At 63.1% G+C, this 16,394-nt stretch carries 12 protein-coding genes, 1 tRNA gene and 1 pseudogene; all 14 read left to right on the top strand.

Features of this window, described 5'->3' with window-relative positions; all coding sequences use genetic code 11:
• Window positions 1-366: pseudogene (locus tag F468_RS0113570) on the top strand (elongation factor Tu); the annotation flags it as partial.
• Between the two features lie 86 nt (window positions 367-452).
• A tRNA-Trp gene (locus F468_RS0113565) sits at window positions 453-528 on the top strand.
• Window positions 529-567: 39 nt separating this feature from the next.
• A complete protein-coding gene (gene secE / locus F468_RS0113560; RefSeq protein ID WP_012983545.1) occupies window positions 568-933 on the top strand; it encodes a preprotein translocase subunit SecE in 366 nt (121 codons plus the stop codon).
• A 16-nt stretch (window positions 934-949) separates the two neighbouring features.
• A complete protein-coding gene (nusG, locus tag F468_RS0113555; RefSeq protein ID WP_018137611.1) occupies window positions 950-1,483 on the top strand; it encodes a transcription termination/antitermination protein NusG in 534 nt (177 codons plus the stop codon).
• A 62-nt stretch (window positions 1,484-1,545) separates the two neighbouring features.
• Window positions 1,546-1,977, top strand: coding sequence for a 50S ribosomal protein L11 (gene rplK, locus F468_RS0113550; RefSeq protein WP_018137612.1), 432 nt, complete (start codon window positions 1,546-1,548; stop codon window positions 1,975-1,977).
• Window position 1,978: 1 nt separating this feature from the next.
• Window positions 1,979-2,674 (top strand): 50S ribosomal protein L1, encoded by a 696-nt coding sequence (rplA, locus tag F468_RS0113545; RefSeq protein WP_018137613.1) that lies wholly within the window; start codon window positions 1,979-1,981, stop codon window positions 2,672-2,674.
• Window positions 2,675-2,888: 214 nt separating this feature from the next.
• Window positions 2,889-3,410: a 50S ribosomal protein L10 gene (gene rplJ / locus F468_RS0113540; RefSeq protein ID WP_018137614.1), complete on the top strand. Its 522-nt coding sequence runs from the start codon at window positions 2,889-2,891 to the stop codon at window positions 3,408-3,410.
• Between the two features lie 67 nt (window positions 3,411-3,477).
• The gene (gene rplL / locus F468_RS0113535) at window positions 3,478-3,858 is read left to right on the top strand and encodes a 50S ribosomal protein L7/L12 (RefSeq protein ID WP_018137615.1); all 381 of its coding nucleotides are present in this window, start codon (window positions 3,478-3,480) and stop codon (window positions 3,856-3,858) included.
• Window positions 3,859-3,988: 130 nt separating this feature from the next.
• Window positions 3,989-8,068: a DNA-directed RNA polymerase subunit beta gene (gene rpoB / locus F468_RS0113530; protein WP_018175515.1), complete on the top strand. Its 4,080-nt coding sequence runs from the start codon at window positions 3,989-3,991 to the stop codon at window positions 8,066-8,068.
• A gap of 73 nt (window positions 8,069-8,141) precedes the next feature.
• Window positions 8,142-12,362 carry a DNA-directed RNA polymerase subunit beta' gene (gene rpoC / locus F468_RS0113525; RefSeq protein WP_018994319.1) on the top strand — a complete coding sequence of 1,407 codons (4,221 nt, stop codon included), beginning with the start codon at window positions 8,142-8,144 and terminating at the stop codon, window positions 12,360-12,362.
• A 109-nt stretch (window positions 12,363-12,471) separates the two neighbouring features.
• Entirely contained in the window at window positions 12,472-12,849 is a 378-nt protein-coding gene (gene rpsL / locus F468_RS0113520; RefSeq protein WP_012983537.1) for a 30S ribosomal protein S12, read from the top strand.
• Between the two features lie 26 nt (window positions 12,850-12,875).
• Window positions 12,876-13,343, top strand: a complete 468-nt coding sequence (rpsG, locus tag F468_RS0113515) for a 30S ribosomal protein S7 (RefSeq protein WP_018175517.1) — start codon at window positions 12,876-12,878, stop codon at window positions 13,341-13,343.
• A gap of 22 nt (window positions 13,344-13,365) precedes the next feature.
• Window positions 13,366-15,462 (top strand): elongation factor G, encoded by a 2,097-nt coding sequence (gene fusA / locus F468_RS0113510; protein WP_018137619.1) that lies wholly within the window; start codon window positions 13,366-13,368, stop codon window positions 15,460-15,462.
• Between the two features lie 45 nt (window positions 15,463-15,507).
• Window positions 15,508-16,394, top strand: an 887-nt coding sequence (gene tuf / locus F468_RS0113505) for an elongation factor Tu (RefSeq protein WP_018995109.1), incomplete at its 3' end; no start/stop codon positions are given.

Raw genomic sequence — 16,394 nt, 5'->3', positions numbered from 1 at the left:
AACGTGGGCATTCTGCTGCGTGGTACCAAGCGCGACGAAGTGCAGCGTGGTCAGGTGCTGTGCAAGCCGGGTTCGATCAACCCGCACACGCATTTCGAGGCCGAGGTGTACATCCTGGGCAAGGACGAGGGTGGTCGTCATACCCCGTTCTTCAATGGTTATCGCCCGCAGTTCTACTTCCGCACGACGGACGTGACGGGTTCGGTGGAGCTGCCGGAAGGCACCGAGATGGTGATGCCGGGTGACAACGTGAAGATGACCGTGTCGCTGATCAGCCCGATCGCGATGGAAGATGGTCTGCGCTTTGCGATTCGCGAAGGCGGCCGCACCGTCGGCGCCGGCGTCGTATCCAAGATCATCGAGTGATACAGTAGATAAGTTGAACGATCGACCGCGAGAGGCGGCGCCTGGTGCGTCGTCTCTCGCGTTTGTTTCTTGTCGATTCGATTTTTAGGCCAGTAGCTCAATTGGCAGAGCAGCGGTCTCCAAAACCGCAGGTTGGGGGTTCGAGTCCCTCCTGGCCTGCCATCTTCACCGATGGCGGCGAGTACCGGGTGATACGTATTCATGAGTGAACAATCGGAACAGACCGGCGGGCTGGATACTTTCAAGCTCGCGGTAGCCGTGGCGCTGCTGATTGCTGGCGTCATGGGCTTTTATTGGTTCTCGGACGAGTCCACTCTGATTCGTGTGCTCGGGCTGCTGGCCGTGGTCGGCGTGGCCGTGGCGATTGGCATGACCACGGCGAAGGGGCATCAGCTGGCGGCCTTTATGGGCAATGCGCGCACCGAGGTGCGCAAGATGGTCTGGCCGACCCGGGTCGAGACCACCCAGACCACGCTGATCGTCATCGCCGTCGTGATCATAATCGGGATCTTCCTCTGGCTCCTGGACATGTTCCTGGGTTGGTCCATCAGTCGCTTCATCGGATAGTCACAGGATTCTCTCCATGGCATTACGCTGGTACGTCGTACAGGCATTCTCGGGCTTCGAGGCCCAGGTGAAGCGGTCGCTGGAGGAGCGCATCGAGCGTTTCGCCATGCAGGACCACTTCGGCCAGATCCTGGTGCCTACCGAAGAGGTCGTCGAGATGAAGGACGGCCAGAAGCGCAAGAGCGAGCGCAAGTTCTTCCCGGGGTATGTCCTCGTGCAGATGGACTTGAACGACGAGGCCTGGCACCTGGTCAAGGCGGTCCCGCGCGTGCTTGGTTTCATCGGTGGCACCGCAGACCGGCCGGCCCCGATCAGCGACAAGGAAGCCGATGCCATCCTGCAGCGCATGCAGGAAGGCGCCGAGAAGCCGCGCCCGAAGGTCCTGTTCGAGGTGGGCGAGATGGTTCGCGTGATCGACGGCCCGTTCAACGACTTCAATGGCGTCGTGGAAGAAGTGAACTACGAGAAGAGCCGCCTCCTGGTGGCTGTCCAGATTTTTGGTCGCTCGACACCCGTGGAACTCGAGTTCCACCAAGTCGAGAAAACCTGACGTACCGACGTCACCACTGCTAGTCGGGGAGCCGCGAGGCGCTTGTACCCGAGGGAGTCATCATGGCGAAGAAAATCGAAGCATATATCAAGCTTCAGGTGCCCGCCGGCAAGGCGAACCCGAGCCCGCCCGTCGGGCCGGCGCTGGGTCAGCGCGGTGTGAACATCATGGAGTTCTGCAAGGCGTTTAACGCCCAGACCCAGGAGATCGAGCCCGGTCTGCCGATTCCGGTGGTGATCACCGTCTATTCAGATCGCAGCTTTACCTTTGTCACCAAGACGCCGCCGGCGGCGATCCTTCTGAAGAAGGCCGCGGGTGTGCAGAAGGGTTCCGGCGAGCCGAATACCAACAAGGTCGGCACCGTGACCCGGGCACAGCTCGAGGAAATCGCGAAGACCAAGGAGCCGGATCTGACCGCTGCGGATCTGGACGCCGCGGTGCGTACCATTGCCGGCAGTGCCCGCAGCATGGGCCTCGAAGTGGAGGGTCTCTGACATGGCGAAAATGACCAAGCGAATGAAGGCCATCCGCGAGAAAGTCGAGCCAGGCCGTCTCTATCCGGTGACCGAAGCGTTTGACCTGCTGCGTGAACTGCCGAAGGCAAAGTTCCGCGAGTCGGTCGACGTGGCTGTGAACCTCGGCGTGGACCCGCGCAAGTCCGATCAGGTCGTGCGTGGCTCGACGGTGCTGCCGCATGGCAATGGCAAGAGCGTGCGCGTGGCCGTGTTCACTCAGGGCGCGAATGCCGACGCCGCGAAGGAAGCCGGTGCCGATGTGGTCGGTATGGACGACCTCGCCGAACAGGTGAAGGCCGGCCAGATGGATTTCGACGTGGTGATCGCCTCCCCGGACGCGATGCGTGTCGTCGGGCAGCTCGGCCAGATCCTCGGCCCGCGCGGCCTGATGCCGAACCCGAAGGTCGGTACCGTGACGCCGGACGTGGCGACCGCGGTGACCAACGCCAAGAGCGGCCAGGTGCGCTACCGCACCGACAAGGGCGGGATCGTGCACTGCACCATTGGCGCGGCCGATTTCGACTCCAGCTCGCTGGCCGACAACCTGAACGCCCTGCTGGCGGATCTGGTCAAGATGAAGCCGGCGACGTCCAAGGGGCAGTACGTCAAGGGGGTCACGATCTCCACGACGATGGGCCCGGGCGTGAAGGTCGACCAGGCCTCGCTGTCGCTGTAAGAAGTTTTTTGGTTTTTGGTCGGCTGTCGCGCAAGCGGCACGCCATCCAAGACCGCAGGCGCTGCCCCGTTCGCGGGACGGCTTAATCCACCAGCCTGCGCAGATGGTGTCACCCGATTCAGGAAGTACCTGCGACGGGAGCACCGAAGTGCCGGGTTCGCCCGGTTTCACGACCGCCTCCGGGTGGTCTCACTAGAGGAGAGTCAACGTGGCTTTGAATCTCGACGACAAGAAGGCGATTGTCTCGGAGCTGGCTACGGTTGCTGCCTCGGCGCATTCCGCGGTCGCCGCGGAATACCGAGGTCTCTCGGTCGCGCAGATGACCGACCTTCGTCGGCAGGCTCGCAATTCCGGGGTCTATCTGCGGGTGGTGAAGAACAACCTCGCCAAGCGTGCCATCGAGGGTACGGATTTCGCGTGCATGCAGCCCGAGCTGCATGGCCCGCTGATCCTGGCCTTCAGTGAAGAGGAGCCTGGCTCCGCCGCGCGTCTGGTGAAGTCCTTCGCCAAGGAAAACGAACAGCTGAAGGTCCGGCTGGTGTCGTTTGGTGGGCAGCTGATGGGTGCGAACGATCTCGATCGCCTCGCCAGTCTGCCGACGCGCGATGAAGCGCTCGCAACGCTTCTCGCCACCATGAAGGCGCCGCTCGACAAGTTCGCCCGTACGGTGAACGAAGTCCCGGGCAAGCTCGTGCGTACCGTTGCAGCAATTCGTGACCAGAAACAGGCAGCCTGAATCTCATCAAGCCGTTTCTGAGCAAGTACTGAATGAATACGGGTGTTCCCCGTTAGGAGAGTAAAAAATGGCCGTTTCGAAAGAAGACATCCTGGAAGCCATCGGCAACATGACGGTCCTGGAAATCGTGGACCTGATCAGCGAGATGGAAGAGAAGTTCGGCGTTTCCGCCGCTGCCGCCGTTGCGGCCGCCCCGGCTGCCGCCGGCGGTGGTGAAGCCGCTGCTGCCGAAGCCAAGGACGAGTTCGACGTCGTCATGTCCAGCTTTGGCGAGAACAAGGTCGGCGTGATCAAGGTCGTCCGTGGCCTGACCGGTCTGGGCCTGAAGGAGGCCAAGGAAATGGTCGAAGGCGTTCCGGCGACCGTCAAGGAAGGCGCGGCGAAGGAAGAAGCCGAGAAGATGAAGGCGGAGCTGGAAGAGGCTGGCGCCACCGTCGAACTGAAGTAAAAGGCGCTTGCGCCTGTTGTTTTCGTGTACATCACGAAGCCCTGAGGCTGGCGGCCTTTTGGTCGTCAGCCTCAGCCCGTGGTGGCGCGGGTTTTTTCGCGCGTTGTTCAGCTAGCCGCCGAGGTAAGCCATGGCCCTCAGTTATACCGAAAAGAAACGTATCCGCAAGGACTTCGGGAAGCGTCCCCAGATCCTGGACGTCCCGTATCTGCTGGAAACCCAATTGACCTCCTATCGGGATTTCCTGCAGGCCGAAAAAGGTCCGGAGGCGCGTCACGCGCTGGGCCTGCACGCGGCGTTTCAGTCGGTGTTCCCGATTGTTAGCTATTCCGGTCATGTCCAGCTCGAGTACGTCAGCTACCGCCTGGGCGAGCCGCTGTTCGATGTGAAGGAATGCCAGATCCGTGGCGTGACCTACGCGGCCCCGCTGCGTGTCCTGCTGCGCCTGGTGATCCACGACAAGGAGGCCCCTGCTGGCTCCACCGTGGTCAAGGAGGTCAAGGAGCAGGAGGTCTACATGGGCGAGATGCCGCTCATGACGGAGAACGGGACCTTCGTGATCAACGGCACCGAGCGCGTGATCGTCTCCCAGCTGCATCGTTCGCCCGGCGTGTTCTTTGACAGCGACCGGGGCAAGACTCAGGGCAGCGCCCAGAAGCTGCTCTACAACGCGCGCATTATTCCGTACCGCGGTTCCTGGCTGGACTTCGAGTTCGATGCCAAGGACGGGGTTTACGTGCGTATCGACCGTCGCCGCAAGCTGCCGGCGTCGATCCTGCTGCGCGCGCTGGGCATGGATACGGAAGAGATCCTGTCCACCTTCTTTGAATTCAACCAGATCACTCTCGATGAAGACGGCGGTGAACTGGACCTGATCCCCGAGCGCCTGCGCGGCGAGACCGCCGTGGTCGACATCACCGACGGCAAGAACGTGATCGTCGAGGCCGGGCGCCGGATTACGCCGCGGCATATCCGCGAGATCGAAAAAGCCGGCATCAACCGGCTGCGCGTACCGGACGAGTACCTGCTCGGCCGCGTGCTGGCCAAGGGCGTGGTGGACGAGTCGACCGGCGAACTGATGGCGGCTGGCAATGACCCGTTGACCCAGGAGCTGCTGGACAAGCTGCGCGCCGAGGGCGTGAAGTCGGTGGAGACCATCTACACCAACGACTACGACCACGGTCCGTTCATGTCGGACACCCTGCGTCTGGATCCGACCAAGACGCAGCTGGAGGCCCAGGTCGAGATCTATCGGGTGATGCGTCCCGGTGAGCCGCCGACCAAGGACGCCGCCGAGAACCTGTTCTCCAACCTGTTCTTCTCCGAGGACCGCTACGACCTGTCGGCGGTCGGCCGGATGAAGTTCAACCGCCGTGTCGGCCGCGATACCGACGAGGGCCCGGGCGTGCTGTCACCCGAGGACATCCTCGACGTGCTGAAGGTCCTGATCGACCTGCGCAACGGCAACGGCCGTACCGATGACATCGACCACCTGGGCAACCGGCGCATCCGCAGCGTGGGCGAGATGGCGGAAAACCAGTTCCGTCTGGGCCTGGTGCGCGTCGAGCGTGCGGTCAAGGAGCGTTTGACCGTCGCGGAGAGCGAAGGGCTGATGCCGCAGGAGCTGATCAACGCGAAGCCGGTGGCCGCCGCGGTCAAGGAGTTCTTCGGTTCCAGCCAGCTGTCGCAGTTCATGGACCAGAACAACCCGCTGTCCGAGGTGACCCACAAGCGCCGTATCTCCGCGCTGGGCCCGGGCGGCCTGACGCGCGAACGTGCGGGCTTCGAGGTGCGCGACGTGCACCCCACCCACTACGGTCGTGTCTGCCCGATCGAGACGCCGGAAGGCCCGAACATCGGCCTGATCAACTCGCTGGCCGTGTATGCCCGCACCAACCGCTACGGCTTCCTCGAGACCCCGTACCGCAAGGTCGAAGACGGCAAGGTCACCGACGAGATCGTGTACCTGTCCGCAATCGAGGAGAGCCAGTACGTGATCGCCCAGGCGAACGCGGCGATGGACGAGCAAGGGCGTCTGACCGACGACCTAGTCTCCTGCCGCTTCCAGGAGGAGTTCACGATCTCCTCGCCGGACAAGATCCAGTACATGGATATCTCGCCGAAGCAGATCGTGTCCGTGGCCGCCGCGCTGCTGCCGTTCCTCGAGCATGACGATGCCAACCGCGCCCTGATGGGTGCGAACATGCAGCGTCAGGCCGTGCCCTGCCTGCGCGCGGACAAGCCGCTGGTCGGTACCGGTATCGAGCGCACGGTGGCGATCGACTCCGGGTCCGCGATCGTCGCCAAGCGCGGCGGTACGGTCGATTCCGTGGATGCCGCCCGCGTGGTGGTGCGCGTGAACGATGACGAGACCGTCGCCGGCGAGCCGGGTGTGGATATCTACAACCTGACCAAGTACTCGCGTTCCAACCAGAACACCAGCATCAACCAGCGTCCGCTGGTCGCGGTAGGCGACGAGATCGCCCGCGGCGATGTGCTGGCCGATGGCTCCTCGACCGATCTCGGCGAGCTGGCCCTGGGGCAGAACATGATGGTCGCGTTCATGCCCTGGAACGGCTACAACTTCGAGGATTCCATCCTGATCTCCGAGCGCGTGGTGCAGGAGGACCGCTACACCACGATCCACATCGAGGAGCTCAACTGTGTCGCGCGCGACACCAAGCTGGGCCAGGAAGAGATCACCGCGGATATCCCGAACGTCTCCGAGTCGCTGCTGGCCAAGCTGGACGAGTCCGGTGTGGTTTATGTTGGCGCCGAGGTAAACCCGGGCGACATCCTGGTCGGCAAGGTCACGCCGAAGGGCGAGACCCAGCTGACCCCGGAAGAGAAGCTCCTGAGGGCCATCTTTGGCGAGAAGGCCTCGGACGTGAAGGACACCTCCCTGCGTGTGCCGTCCGGCATCGAGGGCACGGTGATCGACGTGCGCGTGTTCACCCGCGATGGCGTGGAGAAGGATGCGCGTGCCAAGTCGATTGAGGAAGACGACCTCGCTGCGGTCAAGAAGGACCTGAAGGACCAGCTGCGAATCTACGAGGACGATATCTACGCCCGCGTCGAGAAGCTGCTGCTCAACAAGGCGGCTGCCGGCGGTCCGGAAGGGCTGGGTGACGGCTCCAAGGTCACCAAGAAGTACCTGCAGGGCCTGTCCCGCAACCAGTGGTTCGAGGTGCGCCTGAAGGACGACGCCGTGAACTCGCAGCTGGAGGACCTCGGTCGCCAGCTGCAGGAGCAGCACGAGCTGTTCGACAAGAAGTTCGAGCACCAGAAGGCCAAGGTCGCCGCGGGCGACGACCTGCCGCCGGGCGTGCAGAAGATGGTCAAGGTCTACGTGGCCGTGAAGCGCCGTCTGCAGCCGGGCGACAAGATGGCCGGCCGCCACGGGAACAAGGGCGTGATCTCGATGATCGTGCCGGAAGAGGACATGCCGTTCCTCGACGACGGGACCCCGGTCGACGTGGTCCTGAACCCGCTGGGCGTGCCCTCGCGCATGAACGTCGGGCAGGTGCTGGAGGTTCATCTGGGCTGGGCCGCGAAGGGGCTGGGCGACAAGATCAACCGCATGCTCGAGGCGCAGGCCGAAATCGCGAAGCTGCGCGAGTTCCTGGGCAATATCTATAACCACCGTGACAAGAAGGTCGACCTCGACTCCATGTCGGACGCCGAGATCATTGCGCTTTGCCGCAACCTGCGCGGTGGCGTGCCGATGGCGACGCCGGTGTTCGATGGTGCCGAGGAGGCCGAGATCAAGGAGATGCTGCGGCTGGCCGATCTGCCCGAGACGGGGCAGGCCGAGCTGTTCGACGGCCGGACCGGTGACTCCTTCGATCGCCCGGTGACCGTCGGCTACATGCACATGCTGAAGCTGAACCATCTGGTCGACGACAAGATGCACGCGCGGTCGACCGGTCCGTATTCCCTGGTCACCCAGCAGCCGCTGGGCGGCAAGGCGCAGTTCGGTGGTCAGCGCTTCGGCGAGATGGAGGTCTGGGCGCTGGAGGCCTACGGTGCCGCCTACACCCTGCAGGAAATGCTGACGGTGAAGGCGGACGACGTGCAGGGCCGCAACAAGATGTACAAGAACATCGTCGACGGCGAGCACCACATGGAGGCCAACGTCCCCGAGTCGTTCAACGTGCTCATGAAGGAGATCAAGGCGCTCGGCATCAATATCGAGCTGGAGCAGGACTGATCTCCTCCGATCCGAATGTGATCCGAAGGGGTGCAGGGCACCCCTCGACCCAAAGCTTTGTGAGGCATAGCGAATGAAAGACCTCCTCAATCTGTTCAAGCAGCAGACCCAGCCGGAAGAGTTCGATGCGATCCGTATCGGCCTGGCCTCCGCGGACCAGATCCGTTCGTGGTCCTTTGGCGAGGTTAAGAAGCCGGAGACCATCAACTACCGGACCTTCAAGCCGGAGCGCGATGGCCTGTTCTGCGCCAAGATCTTCGGCCCGGTGAAGGACTACGAGTGCCTGTGCGGCAAGTACAAGCGCCTGAAGCACCGGGGTGTGGTCTGCGAGAAGTGCGGCGTCGAGGTGACCCAGACCAAGGTGCGCCGCGAGCGCATGGGGCACATCGACCTGGCCTCGCCGGTCGCGCACATCTGGTACCTGAAGAGCCTGCCGTCCCGCATCGGGCTGCTGCTCGACATGACCCTGAAGGACATCGAGAAGGTGCTCTACTTCGAGTCCTTCATTGTGATCGACCCGGGCTTCACCACGCTGGAGAAGGGCCAGCTCCTGACCGACGAGGAATACCTCGAGGCGATGGAGGAGCACGGCGACGACTTCACCGCGATGATGGGTGCCGAGGCCGTGCTGAGCCTGCTGAGGGAGATGGACCTGCAGGGCGAGGCCGCGAAGCTGCGCCAGGATCTGTCCGAGACCGGGTCCGAGACCAAGATCAAGCGTCTGGGCAAGCGCCTCAAGCTGATCGAGTCGTTCCTGGAATCCGGCAACAAGCCGGAGTGGATGATCATGTCCGTGCTGCCGGTGCTGCCGCCGGACCTGCGCCCGCTGGTGCCGCTGGACGGTGGTCGCTTCGCGACTTCCGACCTGAACGACCTGTATCGCCGGGTGATCAACCGCAACAACCGTCTGCGCCGCCTGCTGGAGCTGAACGCCCCGGATATCATCGTGCGCAACGAAAAGCGCATGCTGCAGGAGTCCGTGGATGCGCTGCTGGATAACGGCCGTCGCGGTCGTGCGATCACCGGCACCAACAAGCGCCCGCTGAAGTCCCTGGCTGACATGATCAAGGGCAAGCAGGGCCGCTTCCGCCAGAACCTGCTCGGCAAGCGTGTCGACTATTCCGGCCGTTCCGTGATCGTGGTCGGCCCGACCCTGCGCCTGCACCAGTGTGGCCTGCCCAAGCGAATGGCGCTGGAACTGTTCAAGCCGTTCATCTTCGGAAAGCTGCAGCGCCGTGGACTGGCGACCACCATCAAGGCCGCCAAGAAGGCCGTGGAGAAGGAAGGTCCCGAGGTCTGGGATATCCTCGAAGAGGTGATCCGCGAGCATCCGGTGATGCTGAACCGTGCCCCGACCCTGCACCGCCTGGGCATCCAGGCCTTTGAACCGGTGTTGATCGAGGGCAAGGCGATCCAGCTGCACCCGCTGGTCTGTGCCGCGTTCAACGCCGACTTCGACGGTGACCAGATGGCCGTGCACGTGCCGCTGTCGCTGGAGGCCCAGCTGGAGGCGCGCACGCTGATGCTGTCCTCCAACAACGTACTGTCGCCGGCCAACGGCGAGCCGATCATCGTGCCGTCGCAGGATATCGTGCTGGGTCTGTACTACCTCTCGCGCGAGAAGGTGAACGCCAAGGGCGAGGGCATGACCTTCGCCGATGTGGACGAGGTGCATCGCGCCTACGAACACAAGTTGGTCGACCTGCATGCGCGCGTCACCGTGCGCATCGCCGACACCATGGCGGATGTCGCGGAAGGCGAGCCGCTGCCATCCATGCGCGTGGAGACTACGGTCGGTCGCGCGATCCTGTCGCGCATCATGCCGAAGGGGCTGCCGTTCGAGCTGATCGACCGCGAGCTCAGCAAGAAGACCATCTCCGCGCTGATCAACTCCTGCTACCGTCGCCTGGGCCTGAAGGACACCGTGGTGTTCGCGGACCAGCTGATGTATGCGGGCTTCTACTATTCGACCCGCGCCGGGGTCTCGTTCTGCTCGGATGACATGGTCATCCCGGACGAGAAGCAGCCGATCCTGCAGAACGCCGAAGAGCAGGTGAAGGAGATCGAGGAGCAGTATGCCTCGGGCCTGGTCACCAAGGGCGAGCGCTACAACAAGGTCGTGGACATCTGGTCGCACTGCAATGACCAGGTCGCGAAGGCGATGATGGAGCGGCTCGGCAAGGAGCAGGTCACCAACGCCGAGGGCGAGACGGTCGAGCAGAGCTCGTTCAACTCGATCTTCATGATGGCCGATTCCGGCGCGCGTGGTTCTGCGGCCCAGATCCGTCAGCTGGCGGGGATGCGTGGCCTGATGGCCAAGCCGGACGGCTCCATCATCGAGACGCCGATCACCGCGAACTTCCGCGAGGGTCTGAACGTCCTGCAGTACTTCATCTCGACCCACGGTGCGCGTAAAGGTCTGGCCGATACCGCGCTGAAGACCGCGAACTCCGGTTACCTGACCCGCCGTCTGGTGGATGTGTCACAGGACGTGGTGGTTACTCAGCACGACTGCGGGACCCAGCAGGGCCTGGTGATGAAGCCGATCATCGAGGGCGGGGATGTAGTCGAGCCGCTGCGCGACCGCGTACTGGGTCGAACCACGGCGGTGGACGTCCATCGCCCGGGCACCGACGAGGTTCTGGTGCCGGCGGGCACGCTGCTGGATGAGGCAATGGTCGACAAGCTGGACGAGGCCTCGGTGGACGAGGTGCTGGTGCGCTCCGCGATTACCTGCGAGACCCGCCAGGGCATCTGCGCCAAGTGCTACGGCCGCGATCTGGCCCGTGGCCACGAGGTCAACGAGGGCGAAGCGGTGGGCGTGATCGCCGCGCAGTCCATCGGCGAGCCGGGCACCCAGCTGACCATGCGTACCTTCCATATCGGGGGTGCGGCCAGCCGTGCGGTTACGGTCAGCGCGATCCAGGTGAAGAACGCCGGGTCCGTGCGTCTGCACAACCTGAAGACCGTCACCAACAAGGCGGACAACCTGGTTGCGGTCTCGCGCTCCGGGGAGCTGGGTGTAATCGACGACCAGGGGCGCGAGCGTGAGCGCTACAAGATCCCCTACGGCGCCACCATCACCGTCAAGGATGGAGATGCGGTCGAGGCCGGTCAGGAAGTCGCGACCTGGGATCCGCATACCCACCCGATCGTCACCGAGGTGGGCGGCTACATTCGTCTGGCGGACTTCGTCGAGAATGTCACCGTGACCAAGGAGACGGACGAATTCACCGGTCTGTCCCAGAATGTGGTGCTCGATCCGAAGAGCCGCTCGAGCGCCGGCAAGGACCTGCGCCCGACCGTCAAGCTTGTGGATGATGATGGCAACGAGGTGTACATCCCGGGCACCGACATGCCCGCGCAGTACATGCTGCCGGCCAATGCGATCTTCAATCTCGAGGACAATGCCCGCGTCGAGGTCGGTGACGTTATCGCCCGCCTGCCGCAGGAGTCGTCCAAGACCCGCGACATCACCGGTGGTCTGCCGCGTGTGGCCGATTTGTTCGAGGCCCGCCGTCCGAAGGAGCCGGCCGTGCTGGCGGAGATCTCCGGCACCGTCTCGTTCGGCAAGGAGACCAAGGGCAAGCAGCGCCTGGTGATCACGCCGGACAAGGGTGATCCGGTCGAGATGCTGATCCCGAAACTGCGCACCGTGAACGTGTTCGAGGGCGAGCGCGTGGAGCGCGGCGAGGTTGTGGTGGACGGTGAGCTGGACCCGCACGACATCGTGCGCCTGCGGGGTGTGACCACCCTGGCCGAATACCAGGTCCAGGAAATCCAGGACGTCTATCGCCTGCAGGGCGTGAAGATCAATGACAAGCACATCGAAGTCATTGTTCGTCAGATGATGCGCAAGGTGAACATCGTCAACCCAGGCGACACCAAGTTCCTCGCGGGGGACCAGGTGGATCGTGTGCGGGTCCTCGAGGAGAACGAGAAGCTCGGTGACGACCAGCAGCCGGCGACCTACGAGCGTGTGCTGCTCGGCATCACCAAGGCGTCGCTGGTGACGGAATCGTTCATCTCCGCGGCCTCTTTCCAGGAGACCACCCGCGTGCTGACCGAGGCGTCCACCCGTGGCGCCCGTGACGATCTGCGTGGCCTGAAGGAGAACGTGATTGTGGGTCGCCTGATCCCGGCCGGTACGGGGCTGGCATACCACAAGGAACGTCGCCGCAAGCGCGAGCTGGAAATGCCGGAGTTCGAGACCGTCGAGGAGGCGTCAGCGGTCACCGCCGACACCGAATCCGATGCCTCGGGTCCGGAAACCACCGGGGAAGGCTCCGAATAGCCTCCCCTTCTGTTGACACTTCAGGGGGCGGCGATTAGAATTCCGCTCCCTCGACAGGCCGGTCACGGCGCCGGCCTGTCGTTATTTTTAGGCTAGGAGAAAGGGTTTCATGGCCACGATCAATCAGTTGGTACGCAAGCCCCGCAAGCGCCCCGTCGAGAAGAGCGACGTGCCGGCGCTGCAGGGCTCGCCGCAGAAGCGCGGGGTATGCACCCGTGTCTACACGACCACGCCGAAGAAGCCGAATTCCGCGCTGCGCAAGGTTGCGCGCGTGCGTCTGACCAATGGCTACGAAGTCAGTAGTTACATCGGCGGCGAAGGCCACAACCTGCAGGAGCACTCGGTGGTCCTGATTCGCGGCGGTCGTGTAAAGGATCTTCCCGGTGTGCGTTACCACACGGTGCGTGGCTCCCTGGATACCCAGGGTGTGCAGAACCGCACCCAGGGTCGTTCCAAGTACGGCACCAAGCGCCCGAAGAAATCCTAACCGTGTACAAGAGCGGGAACTGAGACATGTCGAGAAGAGCAGCTGCCCCCAAGCGTCACATCCTTCCGGATCCGAAGTTCGGAAGCGAGCGCCTGGCCAAGTTCATCAATACCGTGATGCGTGACGGCAAGAAGTCGGTCGCAGAGCAGGTCGTGTACGGCGCGCTGGACCAGATTGAGTCCAAGCAGGGTGATGGCATGGGTGCACTGGAGCGCGCGCTGGACAACATTCGTCCGCGTGTCGAGGTGAAGTCTCGTCGCGTGGGCGGCGCCACCTACCAGGTGCCGGTCGAGGTGCGTTCGGTTCGTCAGGACGCCCTGGCGATGCGCTGGGTCGTGGAAGCGGCCCGCAAGCGTGGCGAGCGGACCATGGCGCTGAAGCTGGCGGGCGAGCTGATGGATGCCGCCGATTCCAAGGGCTCCGCCGTGAAGAAGCGCGAAGACACTCACCGCATGGCGGAAGCGAACAAGGCGTTCGCCCATTTCCGCTGGTAAAACCGATTTAGAGAGGCTCAACGTGGCACGCAAGACCCCACTGAAGCGCTACCGGAACATCGGGATCAGCGCGCACATCGACGCCGGCAAGACGACGACGACCGAGCGCATCCTGTTCTACACCGGTCTGTCGCACAAGATCGGCGAGGTCCATGAAGGCGCCGCCACGATGGACTGGATGGAGCAGGAACAGGAGCGCGGGATCACCATCACTTCCGCGGCGACCACCTGCTTCTGGCAGGGTATGGCCAAGCAGTTCGATGAGCACCGCGTTAACATCATCGATACCCCGGGGCACGTGGACTTCACCATCGAGGTGGAGCGTTCCATGCGAGTGCTCGACGGTGCGGTGATGGTGTACTGCGCCGTGGGTGGTGTGCAGCCGCAGTCCGAGACCGTCTGGCGTCAGGCCACGAAGTACTCGGTTCCGCGGATGGCCTTCGTCAACAAGATGGACCGCGCCGGCGCCGACTTCCTGCGTGTCTACGAGCAGATGAGAGAGCGTCTGCAGGCGAACCCGGTCCCGATCCAGCTGCCGATCGGTGCCGAGGATAACTTCCGGGGCGTGATCGATCTGGTCAAGATGCAGGCGATCTTCTGGGACGAAGATAACTTCGGCATCTCCTTCGAGTACAAGGACATCCCCGAAGAGCTCAAGGCCGAGGCGGAAAAGTGGCGCGAGAACATGCTCGAGGCCGCTGCCGAAGCCAATGAAGAGCTGATGGACAAGTACCTCAACGAGGGTGACCTCAGCGAGGAAGAGATCAAGCAGGCGATTCGCCATCGCACGATCGAACTCGAGATCGTGCCGATGTTGTGCGGCTCCGCGTTCAAGAACAAGGGCGTGCAGGCCATGCTCGACGCGGTGGTTGAGTACCTGCCGTCGCCGGAAGAGGTCAAGGCGATCAAGGGCGTGAAGGCCGGGACGGAAGAGCCGGTCGCGAAGCACGCCTCGGACGACGAGCCGTTTGCCGCGCTCGCGTTCAAGATCATGACCGACCCGTACGTGGGCTCGCTGACGTTTGTACGTGTCTACTCCGGGGTGCTGAGCGCGGGTGACACCGTGCTTAATACGCAGAACAATCGCCGCGAGCGCATCGGCCGCATCCTGCAGATGCACTCCAACTCCCGCGAGGAGATCAAGGAGCTGCGCGCAGGTGACATTGGTGCGGTGGTTGGCCTGAAGGATCTGTACACGGGGAGTACCCTCTGCGATCCGAATAATCCGGTCGAGCTGGAACGCATGGAGTTCCCGGAGCCGGTGATCTCGATCGCGGTCGAGCCGAAGACCAAGTCGGACCAGGAAAAGATGGGTATCGCGCTGAACAAGCTGGCGCAGGAAGACCCGTCCTTCCGTGTGCGGACTGACGAAGAGTCCGGCCAGACGATCATCTCCGGCATGGGTGAGCTTCATCTCGAGGTCCTGGTCGACCGCATGAAGCGCGAGTTCAAGGTCGAGGCGAACGTCGGTCAGCCGCAGGTGGCGTACCGCGAGACGATCAAGAAGAGCGTGGAAACCGAAGGCAAATTCGTGCGCCAGTCGGGTGGTCGCGGCCAGTACGGTCATGTCTGGCTGCGCATCGAGCCGCAAGAGGCGGGCGACGGATACGAATTCGTCAACGCCATCGTCGGTGGTGTCGTGCCGAAGGACTACATCCCGGCCGTCAACAAGGGCGTCGAGGAGCAGATGGCCAACGGCGTGCTCGCCGGTTACCCGGTGGTGGACGTAAAGGTCACGCTGTTTGACGGCTCCTACCATGACGTTGACTCGAACGAGATGGCGTTCAAGGTGGCTGGTTCGATGGCCTTCAAGGAGGGTGCGTTGAAGGCTGGCGCCGTGCTGCTGGAACCGATGATGAAGGTCGAGGTGGAGACGCCGGAAGAATACATGGGCGACGTGATGGGCGATCTGAACCGACGTCGTGGTCTGGTCAAGGGTATGGAGGATATCGCGGGTCAGAAGCTGCTGAAGGCCGAGGTCCCGCTGTCCGAGATGTTTGGCTATTCGACGCAGCTGCGCTCGATGAGCCAGGGTCGCGCCACGTACTCGATGGAGTTCGAAAAGTACTCCGAGGCGCCGGCGCAGGTCGCCGAGGCTGTGGCGGCGAAGGCCTCCTGAACCGAATCGCGTAATCCGAAAGAACTGTAGAAAGAGGTTTGAGCTGTGTCCAAGGAAAAGTTCGAGCGTAAGAAGCCGCATGTGAATGTGGGGACGATTGGTCATGTGGACCATGGCAAGACCACGCTGACGGCGGCGATGACGGCGGTGCTGGGCAAGAAGTACGGCAGTGAAGCCCGTGCGTTTGACCAGATCGACAATGCGCCGGAAGAGAAGGCGCGCGGGATTACGATTGCCACGGCGCACGTGGAATACGAATCCGACATTCGTCACTACGCGCATGTGGATTGCCCTGGGCACGCGGACTACGTGAAGAACATGATCACGGGTGCGGCGCAGATGGACGGCGCGATTCTGGTGGTGTCCGCGGCCGATGGCCCGATGCCGCAGACCCGCGAGCACATCCTGCTGGCGCGTCAGGTCGGTGTGCCGTACATCGTGGTGTTCCTGAACAAGGCCGACATGGTCGACGACCCCGAGCTGCTCGAGCTGGTCGAGATGGAAGTGCGCGACCTGCTGTCTTCCTATGACTTCCCGGGCGACGACACCCCGGTGATCACCGGTTCCGCGCTGAAGGCGCTGGAAGGTGACGAGAGCGAAGTGGGCGCGCCGGCGATCTACAAGCTGGTCGAAGCGATGGACACCTGGATTCCGGAGCCGGAACGCGCCGTGGACGGCGACTTCCTGATGCCGGTGGAGGACGTGTTCTCGATCTCCGGCCGCGGCACGGTGGTGACCGGTCGTATCGAGCGTGGTGTGGTCAAGGTGGGCGAGGAAATCGAGATTGTCGGTATCCGCGACACCCAGAAGACCACGGTCACCGGTGTCGAGATGTTCCGCAAGCTGCTGGACCAGGGCGAAGCGGGCGACAACGTGGGCATTCTGCTGCGTGGTACCAAGCGCGACGAAGTGCAGCGTGGTCAGGTGCTGTG

Origin of the sequence: Thioalkalivibrio sp. ALJ2 (assembly GCF_000378325.1) — a bacterium.
Lineage (GTDB): Bacteria > Pseudomonadota > Gammaproteobacteria > Ectothiorhodospirales > Ectothiorhodospiraceae > Thioalkalivibrio.
This window is presented reverse-complemented; position numbering and strand designations above follow the sequence as displayed.

What these genes read in the sequence shown, in the direction of transcription:
- rpoB (WP_018175515.1), top strand. Translation starts at nt 3,989, where the DNA reads ATGGCCCTCAGTTATACCGAAAAGAAACGTATCCGCAAGGACTTCGGG.
- nusG (WP_018137611.1), top strand. Translation starts at nt 950, where the DNA reads ATGGCATTACGCTGGTACGTCGTACAGGCATTCTCGGGCTTCGAGGCC.
- rpsL (WP_012983537.1), top strand. Translation starts at nt 12,472, where the DNA reads ATGGCCACGATCAATCAGTTGGTACGCAAGCCCCGCAAGCGCCCCGTC.
- rplL (WP_018137615.1), top strand. Translation starts at nt 3,478, where the DNA reads ATGGCCGTTTCGAAAGAAGACATCCTGGAAGCCATCGGCAACATGACG.
- rplK (WP_018137612.1), top strand. Translation starts at nt 1,546, where the DNA reads ATGGCGAAGAAAATCGAAGCATATATCAAGCTTCAGGTGCCCGCCGGC.
- secE (WP_012983545.1), top strand. Translation starts at nt 568, where the DNA reads ATGAGTGAACAATCGGAACAGACCGGCGGGCTGGATACTTTCAAGCTC.
- rplA (WP_018137613.1), top strand. Translation starts at nt 1,979, where the DNA reads ATGGCGAAAATGACCAAGCGAATGAAGGCCATCCGCGAGAAAGTCGAG.
- rpsG (WP_018175517.1), top strand. Translation starts at nt 12,876, where the DNA reads ATGTCGAGAAGAGCAGCTGCCCCCAAGCGTCACATCCTTCCGGATCCG.
- rpoC (WP_018994319.1), top strand. Translation starts at nt 8,142, where the DNA reads ATGAAAGACCTCCTCAATCTGTTCAAGCAGCAGACCCAGCCGGAAGAG.